This is a genomic window from Candidatus Uabimicrobium helgolandensis (assembly GCF_041508025.1).
GTDB classification, from domain to species: Bacteria; Planctomycetota; Uabimicrobiia; order Uabimicrobiales; family Uabimicrobiaceae; genus Uabimicrobium; species Uabimicrobium helgolandensis.
Genome location: NZ_CP165719.1, coordinates 2,434,880 through 2,452,611, shown reverse-complemented (window position 1 = coordinate 2,452,611; position 17,732 = coordinate 2,434,880). Strand labels below are relative to the sequence as shown.

At 35.0% G+C, this 17,732-nt stretch carries 13 protein-coding genes; 10 read left to right on the top strand and 3 right to left on the bottom strand.

The genetic code is table 11. The annotated features are described in order from the left end of the window. Positions 1-9: 9 nt before the first annotated feature. The 6 genes from UABHE_RS08970 (at position 10) to UABHE_RS08945 (ending at position 8,623) form a co-directional block, all read left to right on the top strand. The gene (locus UABHE_RS08970) at positions 10-3,261 is read left to right on the top strand and encodes a protein kinase (RefSeq protein WP_372369912.1); all 3,252 of its coding nucleotides are present in this window, start codon (positions 10-12) and stop codon (positions 3,259-3,261) included. Between the two features lie 25 nt (positions 3,262-3,286). After that, entirely contained in the window at positions 3,287-3,988 is a 702-nt protein-coding gene (locus UABHE_RS08965; RefSeq protein WP_372369911.1) for a hypothetical protein, read from the top strand. Continuing rightward, positions 3,988-5,124 carry a glycosyltransferase family 4 protein gene (locus UABHE_RS08960; protein ID WP_372369910.1) on the top strand — a complete coding sequence of 379 codons (1,137 nt, stop codon included), beginning with the start codon at positions 3,988-3,990 and terminating at the stop codon, positions 5,122-5,124. The genes UABHE_RS08965 and UABHE_RS08960 overlap by 1 nt, the downstream gene beginning before the upstream one ends. Next, on the top strand, positions 5,108-7,099 hold the full coding sequence (locus tag UABHE_RS08955) for an ankyrin repeat domain-containing protein (protein ID WP_372369909.1): 1,992 nt from the start codon (positions 5,108-5,110) through the stop codon (positions 7,097-7,099). The genes UABHE_RS08960 and UABHE_RS08955 overlap by 17 nt, the downstream gene beginning before the upstream one ends. 301 nt (positions 7,100-7,400) lie before the next feature. Beyond that, positions 7,401-8,249, top strand: coding sequence for a UbiA family prenyltransferase (locus UABHE_RS08950; RefSeq protein WP_372369908.1), 849 nt, complete (start codon positions 7,401-7,403; stop codon positions 8,247-8,249). 215 nt (positions 8,250-8,464) lie between these two features. Beyond that, positions 8,465-8,623 (top strand): hypothetical protein, encoded by a 159-nt coding sequence (locus UABHE_RS08945; protein WP_372369907.1) that lies wholly within the window; start codon positions 8,465-8,467, stop codon positions 8,621-8,623. Between the two features lie 114 nt (positions 8,624-8,737). Here the strand turns inward: UABHE_RS08945 and UABHE_RS08940 are convergent, their stop codons facing one another. Then, entirely contained in the window at positions 8,738-11,005 is a 2,268-nt protein-coding gene (locus tag UABHE_RS08940) for a protein kinase (RefSeq protein WP_372369906.1), read from the bottom strand. A 336-nt stretch (positions 11,006-11,341) separates the two neighbouring features. On the opposite strand from UABHE_RS08940, the gene UABHE_RS08935 reads away from it, so the two are divergent. Further along, entirely contained in the window at positions 11,342-11,686 is a 345-nt protein-coding gene (locus UABHE_RS08935; protein WP_372369905.1) for an Mpo1-like protein, read from the top strand. An 86-nt stretch (positions 11,687-11,772) separates the two neighbouring features. On the opposite strand, the gene UABHE_RS08930 is transcribed toward UABHE_RS08935, so the two are convergent. After that, positions 11,773-12,717, bottom strand: coding sequence for a hypothetical protein (locus UABHE_RS08930; protein WP_372369904.1), 945 nt, complete (start codon positions 12,715-12,717; stop codon positions 11,773-11,775). 187 nt (positions 12,718-12,904) lie between these two features. On the opposite strand from UABHE_RS08930, the gene UABHE_RS08925 reads away from it, so the two are divergent. After that, complete coding sequence (locus UABHE_RS08925) at positions 12,905-13,969, top strand: S1C family serine protease (RefSeq protein ID WP_372369903.1); 1,065 nt, start codon at positions 12,905-12,907, stop codon at positions 13,967-13,969. Between the two features lie 10 nt (positions 13,970-13,979). Further along, complete coding sequence (locus UABHE_RS08920) at positions 13,980-14,906, top strand: S1C family serine protease (protein WP_372369902.1); 927 nt, start codon at positions 13,980-13,982, stop codon at positions 14,904-14,906. A 150-nt stretch (positions 14,907-15,056) separates the two neighbouring features. On the opposite strand, the gene UABHE_RS08915 is transcribed toward UABHE_RS08920, so the two are convergent. Continuing rightward, complete coding sequence (locus tag UABHE_RS08915) at positions 15,057-15,779, bottom strand: zinc ribbon domain-containing protein (protein ID WP_372369901.1); 723 nt, start codon at positions 15,777-15,779, stop codon at positions 15,057-15,059. Between the two features lie 287 nt (positions 15,780-16,066). On the opposite strand from UABHE_RS08915, the gene UABHE_RS08910 reads away from it, so the two are divergent. Beyond that, positions 16,067-17,713 carry a metallophosphoesterase gene (locus tag UABHE_RS08910; protein WP_372369900.1) on the top strand — a complete coding sequence of 549 codons (1,647 nt, stop codon included), beginning with the start codon at positions 16,067-16,069 and terminating at the stop codon, positions 17,711-17,713. Positions 17,714-17,732 lie beyond the last annotated feature (19 nt).

The window sequence follows — 17,732 nt, the reverse complement described above, 5'->3', positions numbered from 1 at the left end:
AAAAAAACAATGAATGACTTTTCTATCTCACAACAATTTCCCAAATGGAATTTTCGGAAAGAAATAGGTAATAACTATCTTTTGGCAACATACATTGCCGAAAATTCTGAGAGCGGAAAATGCGTTTTGAAATTATTTTCAAAAACGCTATTAAAAGATAGTGAGCATACAAAAACTTTTTTTCAACAACTTGACACTACAATTCGCATAAGTCATAGTAATTTAGCAAAAGTTCATAAAGCGCATATTGCTGAGAGTAGCGCTTATTTTTTTCGCGAATTTATCGAAGGTGAAAGTCTTGAAAAAAAACTTGAAACTAGAACTTTTGATGCCATAGAAGCAACCCAAGTTCTTTTGGATATTTCTCAAGGTATTTTTTCTGGATATCCCTTTGGTATTGTTTATAACAATATCAAACCTTCTAATATTATAATAGACCATTTTGGCGTTGCAAAACTATGCGATTATTGTTTGCCAGCAATTGAACTAGGATATCTATCTCCCGAACAAATAAAAAAGCAAAAAGTAAGTAGTAAATCAGATGTGTATTCTTTGAATGTCATATACTACGAAATGATGATGAATGAACCTTTGTTTCGTGAAAAAAATGTTAAAGAAATTATTGAGCTTCAAAGTAAAACAGATATTCCACCACAATTAGATAAGTGGCCAGGGCATCTACCTAAAAAAATAAAGTTAATCATTCGCAAAAACCTCAATAGTAATCCTGAAGAACGTGATACTCCATTTCATTTTGTTAAACAACTAAATGGAATTTTAAAATCACTTAAGGCTCCACCACGTAATACAATTCAAATTCAAAAACAAACGATCACCCGGAGAGTCAAAAGACCAAGCACCGATAAGAATGTTTGGGGAGAAATCGGAATTGAGAATAGCGAAGCTATTGTGGAAGATGAAAAAGAAGAATCTGTTTTCGACGCTGAAAATATATTGTTTTCAGAAGGAAAATTGGAAAAATATATTCAAGAAGAAATAGACAGTGCTTTGACTAAACAAAGCATGGATAAAAATGAAATTCTTCCGTGCTTGAAGTTTTATTTTCCTAAAAGATACGAAGAGACAATTATTGGCTATTTACAAAATGTTTTCCACGAAGAGTGCTGGTTGATTAAAGGCACTGAGAAAATGAGTTATCTAGAAATAGAAATAGACCTGGAAAAAGGGTGCATTCAAAAGCACTATTACAAATTTGAGAATATTTTAGAAACTGCAATTACTCAGGCGTACGAAAACCCTGAAAATACTACAGAATATACAGAACAAGACGAAAAACAAATAAAAGCCAAAGCTTTGTCTAAAAAGAGTAGTGAAAACATCATAGATGAAAACGATTTACAAAACACAGTAGATAGTGACGATTTATATAAGACTCATGAAGTGAATAGTCAAGAATTTATCACAAAAAATAATCCTGAAATTAGCGTTTCTGAAAAAGATGGTGTGACCAAAATTATTACAGAAAAAGGTTCTGTTGAGATTGACAGTAGTGAACTGAGTGGTTCTAAATTTTTAGAAACTTATAGCTTAGAATCAGAGCATATTGAAACGTTAAATGATATTACTGTAGATTCGCTGGTTTCAATAAAAGATTCTATGAAGTCAATGTCGTTTACACAAAAAAGTTTGATGGTAAGCCGCCATTTAGTTGGAAAAAAGGTAAAAATCACTGTTGATTTTGATAATAGGCACGAAGCGACGGCATGGGTAAAGTTTGTTCGTAAATATAAGCTATACAAAGGAAAACAATTCATTGTTGAAGATAGTGAAGAGCAAAAACAAACGTTTATTATTTTTATTGATAGGCTTAAAGCGTATGAAAAAGTAAGCGCGCACATTGACCGAATCAAAGAGTTCTTTGAAGGTGATTATGAAATTTCAGAGATGGATCGCGGTGGTATGGGCGCAATATTAAAGCTTATTAGTAAACACGATAGCACAATACTTTCCTTGCGTCCTGAAAATTACTGGGCTCGATATAAATTTGCTCCTTACTTAAGAAGTTTGAAAAACCTTAAAGGTGAACAAGTATTTTATGCTGACCTTCCTAAAGAAACTGAATTTGTTATAAAAGTAGGCTTTGAAGGGTACGAAGAGTCTCTTATCCAAGAAGCAAAAATTTTAACTAGTTTAGCTGAAGATGAAAATATCTGTAATACTATTATCGGTTGTGTTCAACAAGGACGGCTCTTTGCAAGAGACGAAAAAAAAGACCAGGAGAAAATTGGTTATTACTTAATGCTTGAATTTGCACACCAGGGAAATTTAGAACAAATATATAAAAGTTGCCCGGAAAATAGATTGTCACCCTCCATTGCCTTTGCCATCATGTATGGAATGATTCAATCATTACAAATTTTAAAAGACAAAGGAATTATTCATCGCGATATTAAGCCTCAGAATATACTTCTAGACCAAGAAGGAATACCCAAGTTAACTGATTTTGGGTTGGCGATTACCACAACACAAGCTAGTAATCATCTAACTGATGATCGTAAGCGTTTGCTGCGTATTGTCGATGAAAAATTTTGTAAAATAAGTATTCAACGAGAACATATGCAGACTATTTTGCAGAATCTAACACACATACAAGAAAACTCAGAGGCAATAGACCTAGTTCTACAAGAAAAAATCGAAATTCTCTCAGAAGCGATAGAGAAAGTTAAAAAGCAAGAAGCAAATCGCGCCGAAGAACTCAAAGAGAGATATCGCCCAATAAGTGCAGAAGAGAATGCTCTTAAGGGACGATTTGCAGGTTCATTGTATTATGCTTCACCAGAACAATTTACAACAGATGTCGTTTTAACAACAGCTTGTGATATGTACCAACTAGGAATGGTTATTTTTACGATGTTGACAGGTAAAAAACCAGTAAGTGGTAAAAATACTTTCGATATTATGAGCAAGATTCTGGACCCTGAGAAACCAAGAGTTAAAGATCATATCAAAAGTGACCCGATTGTTGATATTTTAAGCGATCTTATTGAAAAAATGATCCACCACCAGCCTCAAGATCGTATAGACGTTGGAGATGTTCGCAAAATAATGTACGAAGTTTTATTTGACTATGCTTTAGAGCTTAAAAAAGAGCCTCAATTTACTCCTATTATGGAATTAAACGAAAAACAACAAGAACGTTGGGATAAAAAAGTTGAGTATGCTAAAAATTTACATAAAACGTGTATAGACGCAATTTTTAGTACTGTATTTCAAGATAGAGGTTTACCTGAATTGCAATAGTAATTTATGACGCTAGGAGAATAAAATGCTAGATCAACTTGTAAAATATCTAGAGTATACTAGTTTTTTTTGGAACTTTATCGAGCCATTTATATTTGTTTTTGTTATTGGTATTTTTTTTCGCGACCCAGTTCGACGTTGGAATTTTTTTGGCTATCGCCCTACAGCAGTGATGGGAGTGTTTGATCCGCAACTAGAAAAAGTTATTTTTTCTAGAGTCAATGGATTTTGGTCTTTTAACCAAGGTGGGATATACGAAGATAATATGCATGCTACCGCAGCTGATATTTTAAATCGCGAAGTAGGACTACCACAAACGCGTTTTAAATTAATCTACTTCACACCACTAGGTAAAATAAAACTACAAAACAAAAGACTGTTAACGCGTGCTCGCATCAGTGCTTTTAGCATTCGCAGTAGATTGCGAGGAAAAGGTTACCTTGGCTGTTTTGTACGTTGCAATCTCCAGGATGTAGAAGGCATGCTCAAAAAAGGCGCTGGAATTGAAGAAATAAGAGTTGTGAGCTTTGAAGAAGCGAAAAGACTCACAGATGAAAAATGCGATCACGAAGAGCATCAAGTCAAAAAACGCGATATGGTTATTTCAATGATTTGCGAAATGGAAGCTTTTGCTAAAGATGAGAAGAAATGGCGCACTGGTCGTAACAAAGCACCACAAATAGAACAAGAAAATTCTAGCGAAGAAACGCAAGAAAGTGCAGAGTAATGGAAATAGGTTTTTGTTTATTTAAGTACTTTCCCTTTGGAGGCTTACAGTCTGATTTTTTAGCTATTGCTAAAAAATGCCAAGAACGCGGTCACAATATTCATGTTTATACGCGTAGTTGGCAAGGAGAAGTACCTCAAGGTTTTCATGTCCATCTCTTAAAAACAAACTCTATAAGTAATATAGGTAAAGACGTTGCTTTTATTAAGAAACTTTGCTTAAAACTGCAGAAAGACCAACCACATATTGTGGTTGGTTTTAACAAAATACCTGGACTTGACGTTTATTTTGCTGCCGATAGTTGCTATGCAAGAAAAGTAGAAAGCAAACCTTCACCCATCAAAAAACTTGTGTCGCGTCATCGTCATAAATTGCGATTAGAAGCCAGTCTTTTTCAACCACCTTTTCCACATCTATTGCTTATCGCACCACAACAAATGCAGGATTTTGAGAAGTTCTATGCTATAAAACAAGATAATATTCATATGCTGCCTCCTGGAATTGATGCCAACTTAAAAGAGTACTCTCCTTGTAATAATAGAACTATTGTAAAAGAGCTAAAGCTTGCAGATGGGACTTTTCTTATTTTAATGGTTGGTTCTGGTTTTCAGACAAAAGGTGTTGATCGCTCCATTCGAGCTCTTAGTAGTCTACCAAAAAACCTACTTTCTAAAACACATCTAATTATTGCTGGCAAAGGTAAAAAAGCTTTCTTTGTAAACATGGCAAAACGTTTAGATATAGAAGAAAATGTTACCTTTCTAGGCGCTCGTTCAGATGTACATAGTCTCTATCAACAAAGTGACATGTTGCTTCATCCCTCATACAATGAATCTGCTGGAAAAGTAATTTTAGAAGCTACAGTGGTTGGACTTCCTGTTATAACAACTGCTAATTGCGGCTACGCTTTTTACATTGAGAAAGCGCGAAATGGTATTGTTATTCCTGCGCCATTTGATCAAAATTGCTTAAATAAAGCTTTATTTGATATGAGACAAGTCTCTGATTTATATGAACGTTGGGGAAAAAATGGTTGGGAGTATGCACGCAAAAACGATCTCTATACACAGCACGATAGAGCTGTTGATGTTATTGAAAGTGTAGGAAAGAATAAAGGTAATGCTCGAAGAAAATAGAGTAAAGCGTACTCTGTATTTTTTCATTATCATTTTGTTAGTGTCCTGTGATAGTGGATCGATCATCGACGCTTTAAAAACAGAAAATGCAGATAAGGCCATGAAGTTGATTTCCACAGACAAGCAAATCAACAAGTGTGATGAAAATGGAAAAACAGCGTTATTCATTGCTGTAGATAAGGGATATTACAATATTGTAAAGGCACTTATCGAAGCAGGTGCCGATATAAATATTAGAGATAATCACAAGAAAACAGTGCTTATAGTTGCCTTGAATCAGCAAAACGAAAAAATTGCTCAGCTGTTACTAAGCAGCGGAGCTGATTGCAATGTATTAGATGGTGAAGACAACACGATGCTTACGTTAGCCTTGAAACATAAACAATTTAACATTGCACAAAATTTACTACCAAAAGTCGATATAGATCATCAAAACCTACAACGCGAAACGGCATTAATGATTGCGGCTAGGAACGATAATGAAAAAATAACTGAACTTCTCGTAGAATTAGGAGCTGATGTTAATATAGAAGCATATCGAAAAAATACCGCTCTTATTATTGCAGCAAAAAGCAACAGCCCAAAGTCATTAAAAATATTACTCCCAAAATCAAAGATAAATCACCCCAATATACATAACGATACCGCTTTAATCATTGCAATTAAAAAAGGTTATGTAGAAATTGTCAAGATTCTCATGGCCTTTGGAGCTTCTACTTCTGCTGGAGATGATCGGTTTTCTTGTTTTACTTATGCAAAGAATAATAAGGAAATTTTAGAACTTATCGCTGGAGACGCTGCCAAAAAGAAACCATTTGACCCTAAGGTGTGGGATGTTTGTTGGAATGGCCAGTATTTTGAATTTCAAAATTACCAATGGCAAATTTTAGATACCAACAAAAAGATAAAATATGCTCATCTATATCAAAAATGGTACGCCATCAAGAATAATTTACCACTAGAAAAAATTATAAAAATCAAACGCAATCGTTGTGTATTTGTTCTGGTACCACCTGGAGTTTACAATGGATATAACATCGATTGCTTCTGGATGATGAAACACGAATTTGGAGTTACAAAGAGGAATCCTTACGGTTTGAGTGAAATATCGTGGAATGATATTTACAAAAAGTATATCAAATCGGCGAATATTAATCTTCCTACAAGCAAACAATGGATGTTTGCATGTTTTGCCGCAGGCGTGCAAGAATTTACACAAGGTAAATGGAAAAGCCGTAGTGGATTTGGCATGTACAATATGATTGGTGGGGTTCGCGGCGAATGGTGTGAAAATTGGCATCATAATTTTCGAGAATTCAAAGTAATACGCAATCCTCAAATCAACGGATTACAACCTCAGGATTCGGAATATAACTTAGGGTTTAGACTAATATATAAAGAAATAATTCCTATGATATTAGCTGTCAAAGAAAATAATATAGAGCAATTAGATACTCTTCTTATTAAAAAGGCAAATGGCAATACCACAGATTCTGCTGGCTGGACATCTCTAATGCACGCTTGCCGTTTAGGGCGCACAAAAATGGTAAAGAAACTGATTGCTGCAAAGGTAAATGTTCGCGCCAAAGAAAATATACATGGTGTAACAGCTCTAATGCTTGCATGTGAAAATGGGCACCAAAAAATTGTTGATTTACTTCTCACAGCGAATGCTCAAGTCAACCTTCAAGATAAAGATTGTATAACGCCTCTAATGTTTGCGTGCAAAGGCGGGCATCAAAATATTGTGAACCTTTTACTTAAAAAAGGGGCAAATATTAACGCAAAAGACGAAGGGCACTGGACACCTTTGATATACGCTGCTATTGATGGATATACTGAAGTTGTAAAAACTCTTGTTGCCAACAACGCAGAAACTAAAACAAAAGATCTTTTTTTAAATACAGCTTTTGACTATGCGAAGGCTAGTGAATACAAAGAAATTATGGCTTTACTTCAGCAAAAACAAGAATGAGAATTACAATCTTTTCGTTCACTGTTTAGTGTAAGCTGTATAACAGTTACCAACGCGACAACTATTTATTTACAAAAAGTATGTTCAGAAGTCCGCTGTTTACTCCTACAAATAAATCTAAATCTCTATCGACCATGTTTACAGAAAAAGAATTGACATTGCCACGCTTTGGTTAAGTGTGTTCTAGGTCGAATTCGTTGAGGCTAGAGAAGAAGATGGTAATATTACAATGCGTTTTACTTTCGTGGTTTAATTTTTTGTGTTGTAAATACTAGAAGAATACTTAGGAAGAAGGTTTTATATGAAACACATTCTCGAATTAATTAAGATAGCTCGACCAGGTTTTTGGCCTACACATCTTTGGTTTTTTTGTTTGCCATTTGCCACTCGCGATATGTTTTCAAATCCTTCTTTTTGGCTTGGGGCTGTATACGTTTGTTTTCCCCTTAGTTTATTAATCTACGGATGGAATGATTTGGGAGATGCTATTAGTGATGAAGCCAATGAAAGAAAAGATAGTTGGCTATTTGGCGCTCGACCTGATTCTAAGATGAGATCAGTATTACCGTTTTGGATGGGTTTAGTGCAAGTGCCATTCATTATTGCTTTTGTGATACTAGTAAATTGGCAAATGTTAGTGTGGTTTAGTGGAGTTGTATTAATTAACTTTACATATAATACTCTGCGATTTAAATCTTTGCCATTACTTGATTTATTAAACCAGGTAGGCTATTTATTAATTTTTGTAATGGCAAGCTGGCTTTGTGATGTTCCTCAACTCAATGCGCCAGCGATGGTGTTTAGTACGCTTTTTGCGATGCAAAGTCACTTATTTGGGCAAATAATGGATATAGATGCTGATAAAGTTGCTGGCCGTAAATCTACTGCTGTTGTTATCGGTGCGCTTCGCGCTAAGTTGTTACTAATTTTTATTATGACAGCCGAGGTAGTTATTGCTTATATTTATTTTCGCACACCTATTGTCGCTATTTTTATGTCTGCTGGTGTATTGTTCTTTATTTTCGACGCAGCATTTGGGCCACGTCGCTACCCAGTTTGGTTCATGAAAATCTTTTTTGTTGGGTGGAATCTAATGGTAATCGCAACCATTCATTTCGTATGGCGATATGGAGTCTTTCTTGTAAATTAGAACTATGGAGGATAACCTTGGTGAAAATATTACTATTGGTAGTATTACTTCCTATAAAAATTTTTGCAACAGCGCAGCTAGCAGAAAAACTAGACGGTAAAGAATATAGCCAGTAAACAACCTTTATTCTCAACCGTTAAGAGAATATATTGCAAATATAAAACCGCGACCAGTGTTTTCTAAAAAAGTCGCCTCAACATGTTGGAGAGGTTATATTGGTACATGGGAAATTAGGAATAAATATCTTTATCTCAAATCGTTTATCTCAATTAAAAGAACAAGCAATACCAATGCTCGAAAAGTTGGTGATTTCAAAACATTTTAATAAAAAAGAAATCAAAAAAATGCTGAATAAAATAAAACAAGATAATTAAATAGTGGAATTGTATGCCGACACGATTAACACAAGAAAAGAGAGATTTTATTAAAGTGTGTTCGGCATATCTAGATCTACTAGAGTAGATCCTACTCACTAACCAGAAGTTACTTTACGTTGTCGGATATTTTCTAGCAACAATAACACCAATGACAAAGATCATAAGTAGCGCTAAAATAGTGATAGGTAAGAATATTCGAAATGCCAATTTTTTTACTTCACTTATTGTAGAACCAAGCGGAATAACGACTTCCTGAATTCCTCGCACATCGCCGACCTTCCAATCCTTTTTGGGACTATATTTGTCAGTGTTATGACAATTAACACAACTTCGCTTCATTATCACAGCTTTACCATAGCGTAAGGCCGGAACACCGTTGTATTTTTCGATACGATAATACGGTTCACTACTGTTTTCGTCTGCTTTTTCCAAAGCTGTTTTTTGAAAGTCATCGTGAGCACCTCCGTCTTTTCTCCAAGGAAATGGAAAGTTGCTATACAAACGCGCTTTGATACCATTTTTATTTTTACTAATTTGTTCTGCTAACTCAATACTAAAAGTCGCAGGAAAAGGTATTTGATTCTCTTTATTGTGATAATCGTGGGTGACTTTAACACCTAATTTTTTTACTTTATTAACAATTTTTGAAGAGTACGCACTTCGAAACTCCGTTAATGATGAAGTATATAGTGAAGCGTATTGCAAGGCCATTTTCTGTTGTTTTTCTTGTATAGACAAAAGAACTGTAAGCAGTCCGCATATGATGACAACAATAGCAATCGTTATTGCCCAGCGAAGTCTTTTCGTTATTTTTTGCGCACGACTTCTTTTCCTTTTTGCCTCTTGGATTTGTATGTTTAAATTCTGGACTTCCTTTGTAGAATTGTCTAATTCCATTAATTGCGCTTCTGCTAAAAGGAAATCTCCATTTCGTAAAGCAATTTCAGCATACTCAATACGCGCTTTTTGTTTTCCCTTTATGGCTTTTTCATTGTTTTTCCATAAAAGAAGGGCTTGCTCAAAACCAGCAACTGATTTGGCAAGGTTGTCGTAGCAGCGAATGTTATCTTCTTCGTCGCGGCTTTGATTTTTCACATTAGTCAAACAGTTATTCAAAATACGATTGCTATTATTTGCAATAATTAAACTTTGTCTGTGGCGTAGATAGTTTTGTATATCATTTTGGAATTCGTGGACATTTTGGTAACGATCACCAATATTCTTTTGTAAGGCCTTCAAACATATGGATTTTAATTCAGGTGAGCTATTCGTAGAGAATTGTGGGGTTTTTCCTTCTACAGCGTAATCAAGTACGTCTAAAGTCGTTTCTCCTGTTCGAGGAGGCCGACGTTCTATAATTTCGTATAGCAATCCTCCTAAGAGATAAATGTCAGTCCAAGGACCAATTTTCTGACCATCACCTGTTGCTAATTCTGGGGGCATATAGCTTGGTGTCCCCATTGGACGCTTTATCATATCTTTGCGTACAATAGGAAGATCATCCGGCCGATTATCCCAAAAATCTACTGCAATCCCCCAATCCATAATATATACTTCACGAAATTCACCAACCATAATATTTTCAGGTTTTAAATCGTTGTGGATAACACCTTTGTTATGTGCAAATGCTACAGCACTACAAATATGAAGAAGTATATCTAAATGATCTTCTTGGCTATATTTTTCGGCAATTAATTGGTGTTTAAAGGTTTCTGGATAAAGAAGATAAACCCAAGAAAGGCCTTCAACTAATTGCATTGCCATAAGTACATCGCCATCTTCACCTTGTCCTAAGTCATAAACAGCGGGTATATTAGGGTGATTAAGATAAGCTGTGACTGTTGCTTCAGCAATAAATTTTTCTTGAATAGAAGGAGTCCATGATTTAGGAAGTATTTGTTTTATGGCAACATTTCGCTTTAAACTATTTTGTTTTGCGTTATAAACAACTCCCATGCCACCGCGAGCTATTTCTCCTTGAACTTCGTAACTAGAAAAAGCTGGTGGTACGTTCTCCTTATAATCATGTTCGATTTTTTCATCGCGATCTGCAAGAATTTCTTTAAGATCTAGAGTATCTAAATCCGATTCCCTACGATGATTATTTGTTATCGGAGACTTTACTGAAGAGGGGTCTGCAAGAGTTTGAAGAATTTCTTCTTTGGTATCGCGTACGTTTGGATCTTGTATCGTTTTTCTTGAATATGGATAAGAGCTACCATTTTCTTGCCGTTTGACTTTGAAAACAGGTATATTAAAACTTAGATTTTTTTCAGCAAAATACGGATGGGCTTTACCCTTATAAGTATCTCGTGGTTTATCACTGGGTGATTTTTCAATAGTTTCTTCCCATATCTTTTTTATATCTTGTTCATCCATAACAATTTCCTGATACAAAACTTTAGTATTTTATTTTCATCCAGGGATGCTAACGTTTTTATATAATGTGAGTCACTTCAGAGAGTAGCGAGAATTTTAAAAGTGCAAAATTATGTTCTGTAACCACAAAGTAACAACTAAAATCTCTAAAGTAACAAAATTATAAGGAAAATAAATATCACAAACCCTAGATATTATATCTATTATACACCACCATTTGCTATTTGGAAACATTCTAGAATATTTTTCGATAAATTGTTATTATAGAAACCTAAATTAGAGTGTATCAACGCACTCAGAAAATTTTACTGCGAATGCAGATTAGAAAGGTAAAAAATGGCGGAGCAGAAATATGAAACATTTGGTGAATTTTGGCCTTTTTATTTACTAGAGCACTCTGATCCTAAAAATCGATTTTTGCACTTTGTAGGATCTTTAATTGCTTTACTTTTTCTCGCGGCAACTATTTATTATAGTAATCTTTATTATTTAATTGGCGCTTTTGTATCAGGATATGCTTTTGCGTGGATTGGACACTTTTTTGTAGAGCACAACAGACCTGCAACTTTTAAGTATCCATTAAAATCTTTTTTTGCTGATTGGGTAATGTTTGTATGCATAATAACAGGGCAAATTGGAAAACAATTAGAAAAAGCAAAGAGCCGTCTAGCAAGTGAATAAAACAAAAGCTTGCAGTTTAACTGCAAGCTTTTAATCTACTAGAATAAGCAAAATTTCTATGCAAAATTTGCTAGGAAACTAAGTAATTAGTTACTTGTTTCGCGATATTGAAATTCCACAGCTTGCCACTTATATGCTTTGCCTGTTGCTACAAAATATTCGCTTCCAATAAGTGGATCGTAGTAAACGTTAAAATTCTTTAGCATATATTTGTAATACAGATCAACGTAGCCGTATTTTCCTGGTGTAACATCACGCCAGTATTGAAGAGAACGCGAAAAAGAGGCTGTTACTTCAAACCCTACTTTAGCAGAAACGACACCGGCATCAACACCTGCTTCTGTGCGAAACGAATTTGAGACGCTACGTGTTTCATTTACACGTACTTGGCCACCCGGACCACTATGACTAATGATTGTTCCTTGGCTTACACGATGATAAGGAACAGACCCTGTTATAGCAACACGCCAAGAACCAAGAACACGTCCTTGTGGGTTTTTGTCTTGAACAACAATTACATTTTTTACTTCATCTTCTCCTGGTTTGAAAACCTTGAAGCCTTTTTCTGCTAACCACGTTTTTGTAAAAGTATTGAAAGATACGCGGTGGTAAGCAGCCCAGTTAGAATGAAGCACTTTTACTTCTTCACCATTCACCGAAACAACAATCATTGTATGAGCTTCAGGAGCAGATTTTTGCAAGATATAACCTGGTTGTACTTCATCTATAGAATGAGTAGCGTAATCATATCCATAAGGCAGTAGATAACCACATTCAGCATAAGCAATAATATTAACAAAGTTTTTTGCCTCGGCAATGTGTTGTTTAGTGCCAAGAGGAAAAAACTCGCTTCCATTATACTTCTCTAATAAATTTCCTTGCGCTAATATCTGTGTTCCTTCGGATTGACCATCAATACTCCAGGTACCACTAAATTCTAAATTTTCAGCAGCGCTAGCAATAGAAGCATTTTGACTCCACCCATTACAACAAACCATTAAAGCAACGGTAAATACAACAAAATATTTCATAAAACCTCCCAAATGATTTTTTTTATATATCTTCCCACAAATATTACATAATATAATTGTACCTGAATATAGTAAAACTGTAAAATATAACTTTCAAAATAATGATTACAGCTCACAGTGTAGTTTCAGAAAACAGTGTGCACTCAAATTTGCAACCGATATCAATTTAAAACCCAAAGAGAAAAATATGCGTATAATATTAATTTTTTTAATTTCTCCATTTATCTTTGCTCAAAGTCAACAAGAGTTATTATCACTACAAAATTCTTTTGTAAAAGCGGCATCAAAAACAGAAGCGTATATCGTTCAAATAGAAGTAGAAAGAACAAAAGATATATCTCTACCACCCCCTAGTTTTTTCTTACAAGATTTTGAAAGTTTACCACGCATTCATCGCCGCCACTGGAAACAGTTCCTTCAAGAGACAATTGAAGTATCTAAACGTCCAGAGGGTAATGTTTCTGGTATTATAATTTCTTCTAGAGGAGAAATAGTAACTTCTTATTATAATGTTTCAGGGATAATTCGTAGTCTCCGTGTGTTTATTGGTAGCAATAGTTATCCAGCTAAATTAGTTGCGTATAGCAAATTAGATGATATTGCTTTGCTTCGCATTAACAAAAACACACAGTATTTAACTATGTCGAAACGCGATCCACAGCTTGGAGACTGGGCAATTGTTATTGCCAAAAGTAAATCAAAAAAATACTACACTTTAAATACGGGTATTGTAAGTGGAACGAAGCGTTACTACGGATTTTCTTGGCAACTCGATGCTAAAGTTGATTATGCAAATTCTGGTGGTGCTGTTATTGATATATATGGTAATTTTGTCGGAGTGGTCAATCGTGTAAGTCACTATGCAAAGAGTGGTCAATCTTCAGGTGTTGGTTTTTTTACTACAACAAAAAGATTGTCTCGTATTTTGCCCACGCTACGAAGAAAACAAAGTATTCCTATTCCAACAAAACCGTTTATGGGTATTCGCGTAAATCGTATGCAAATTAACAATGATAATTCCTACTCAGTCGTCGTAGGTAGTGTTTTTCCTGAAACTCCGGCTTACAAAGCAGGAATTCGCAGCGGTGATGTGATTATTGCTGTTGATGGTCGTAAGATGAAAAAACGTAGCGATTTTTCATCTTGGGTAAAAAAAATAGGTTATAGCAAACCTTTACGACTAAGAGTTCTACGAAATAGTCGTATAAAAAACTTTGAAGTTATTTTGAAAAAAAGGCCACTGTTTTTTTAAGGAATTGTTAGTGAAGATTTATTGTTTACTTATTTTTACCTGTACGACTTTATTGTATAGTGAAGAAAATACAGATTTTGATATTGCAATTCAAATACAACAACAAATAAAACACACTATTCATAAATGTCTTGATGCATACGTTAGTATCGGTGGCGGAGCAGGTGCTATTATCTCTAGTGATGGCTATATTATTACCAATAATCATGTTGTGGAAGATGTTGATAAATGGTCAGTAATAACTGGTAGTAAAAAAGCGTACCGAGCATTTGTAGTAGGTCGCGATGTATTAGGAGATATTTGTTTATTAAAAATCAGTGGTCAGCCGAAAAACCTTCCTTTTCTAAAATTAGGTGATTCTGATTTACTGTATCATGGTCAAAGGGTTTTAGCTATGGGAAATCCGTTTTTATATTCAAAAGATGGGTCTCCATCGGTATCCTTAGGAGTTGTTAGTGCTCTTCACTGTTACCAAGACAATTATGGAGATGCCATTCAGACTGATACTTCCTTAAATCCGGGGAACTCAGGTGGACCACTTGTTAATCTACAAGGGGAATTGGTAGGTGTTTGCGGGAGGATTGCCTCGCGATTTAATAATCGACGTAGTTCAGGAGTTGGATTTGCTATTACTTCCAAACAAGTTAAAAACTTTTTGCCCCTGTTAAAGAGAGGCGAAAAAATTATTCATGGCAAAATAGATGTAGAAGCGCGTGAGTACTTTAATCAGGGAGTGCTGATAAAATCATCCCTAATCAAAGCCTTACGTTCAGGTGATATTGTGCTTAAAATAGCAAATATACCTATTTACAGTCTTGACTTGTTTTATGGAAAATTATGGACCTATCCTGCAAATGCATCTGTAATAATCACAGTGAAACGTCAAGACAAAGTAGTCACAACAAAAGTTGTTCTAAAAAGTAAAGAAGATGAATAAAGCGCGTCGGTCATTTAGATTTTAATATGATGTGAGATTTTAATGAGTAGCAATTACCTTGAAGACGCTTTGTTTTGCTGTGCAAAAGAAAGCGCAGCTAATCTCTAAAATAGCCATACTACAAAGAAGATAAATGTCGACACGCCTTAGTTATGAAGAAGAAATAAGTTCAGGTAAATATAATATACGAAAACAACCTTCACAATAAACTAATTTCTTGCATAGAAGATCTGTCATGTCTTTTGCTAGAATTTCCATATGACAAGATGTGCAATATTCGTCTTGAACAGGAACAAGAGCATCACCACGTAAATTTTTGAAAATTCTCTCGTATTCTGATAAAGTTCCGGGCTCTAAGTCAGCGATATCTTCGCGTTTCTTTTCACGTTTTTTACATACTGAATCTAGGTCGGATGACAGTTCCCGAAGTTCTTTTTCTACTTGTAAACGAAATTTTTCATATTCATCAGCAATAACATTATATTTGCTTTTTGTTTCTTTCAGTTTACTTTTTTCAACTTCAATTTTATCAATAAGTTCGATTGTTTTTTCTTCTGTTTTAGCGCGTGTTGTACCTTGATCATCTATTTCTTTTAAAAGTGTTTTATATTCGATATTTGTTTTGGCAACTGCCAAGTGTCCCTTTTTCTTGTTAATTAAATCATCAATACTTTTTATTTCTAATTCATTGTTTTTCTCTTCCACTTTGAGCTGATCGATGAATTTTTTTTGTTTAGCTATATTTTCTTGGATTTCTATCGCTTCTTGGTAAGTTTTCGATAATTTCCGAGGAAGACGTTCTTGCTCATTTTCAATACGAACGATTTCTTTGTCAATCTCTTGCAAAGCTAGGAGTAGAGACAGGTTTTCCATAAATTACCTTTCTTAGGAAGTGGGAGATTTGAACTACAATTCCTAAATTTTATTAGTTTATAGTGACAGATGCAACGAAAAAGATGCAATATTTTTTATCATTTGTTTACAAACACATTGCAATTTGTGACATTTCATTATAAATTAATATATGTCAAATTGCACAAGGAGTATTTGCAAACACATTTTTATCAGTGGTTTATTTAAAGTGTGTTGGGGTTTAATTATGTAATATCAATACGCCCTACAAATACTTTCATAAAATTTCGAAAGAAGGAGGTCAGGTCTTGCAATTTACACGACGTAAATTTATAAAAGCAGCAGGATTAACTGCTTTACTTGGTCCTTTATTTGGTAGAGAACTACTTGCGCTGGAAAACAACAGCGAACAAATACTAGGCAAGGCTTTTTTACAAGTGTGGCGTCAGACCACATTAAACAAAACTATCAAGTTCAATGCGGAAAACAAACATCTTGAAACTTCGTCTGGCGAAGATATGACAATCCGCAACGACTTTTTAAAAAGTAAGTTACCTTTAACAAAAGAACCAAAGAGTCTGCTATTTTTTGGTCATATTACCGACATGCACATTATCGATGAAGAATCACCGGCACGTTTTGCAGTACTCGATAGCATTCTCACCGAACTCGACATTAGTAGTAGTGGATTTCATCCGCAAGAAGATTTATTATTTTCTAGTACTGATTCGATGATTCGCACATTGAATAGAATCTCTTTACAATCTAATTTTGACTTTCTACTCAATACAGGTGACTCTATTGACAATGCTCATAAAATAGAGCTTGATTGGTTTACCACCGCTATGAGTGGAGGAATGATAGATCCTGATAGTGGTAAAAATGAAGACCCTGTTCCTGGTCTAGGAAATGATGGCAATGATCCACTAAAAGTACAAGGACTTCTTAGTAATATTCCTTTTTACGCCGCTGTAGGAAATCACGATGTACTATATCAAGGGAATATTCCACCATATCTTCGCGAAGTTTTTAATGCTATTGCCGAGCCTATTTTAGGTAAACAATTCTCTATTGAAGATCCTGTAGGAAATTATAGTAACGGTGTTATTGTGCCAAAAGGAACGCCTTACAACCCTGACAAACTTAAGCCAGGAAAAATAGTTGCTGACCCTCGTCGTGCAGCTCTTAGTAGTGAAGAATTTATTTCTTCTTACATAAATGGTGGTGGGGAACGACCAGTATTTGGTTTTCCAAAAAGTCTTGCAGGAGAAGACCTTGCATACTACAGCACAAAGCCACGTGCTTCAACTCCTTTAAGGCTTATTGTCCTTGACACTACTTCGAGAATAGGAACTGCTTTTGGAATTATAGACCAAGATCAGTTTGAAAACTTTCTTATTCCAGAGTTAGAAGAGGCAAAACGTGCAGGAGAACTTGTCATTATTGCATCGCATCATCCATCTAACAGTATAATGACATTGTCGCGTGCGAAAAAGCGCATGGTAGATGTTTGCCAAAGTGACGCTAAAATGCATAGAGTAGTAAAGCAGTTTGCAGGTCATATGGAAGAAAGAAAGCAAACCATTGATGGTAACACTTTTACGCAAACGCTTGCTTCTTATTCAAATGTAGTACTGCACATTGTTGGACATCAACACACAAATAAAATAACTGCTATCGATGGAAAGCATAGTGGGTACTGGGAAGTTCAAACAAGTTCATTAATCGGATTTCCACAACAAGCGCGTTTATTTGAAATAGTTTATGAAGGAAATGCGATTGGAGCAATACACACATGTGTGGTTGACCATGAATCTTCCAAAAATGTTCTTGCAACAAAATGTAGAGAACTTGCTCATGAAGATCACTCTTCATACAACGATCAAAGTAACCGAAATACTATTTTGCGTTTTGATGTACCACCAGAAATTGCTAAAAAATTAGAAATATTATAAATACCGTGAAAAAACCGTA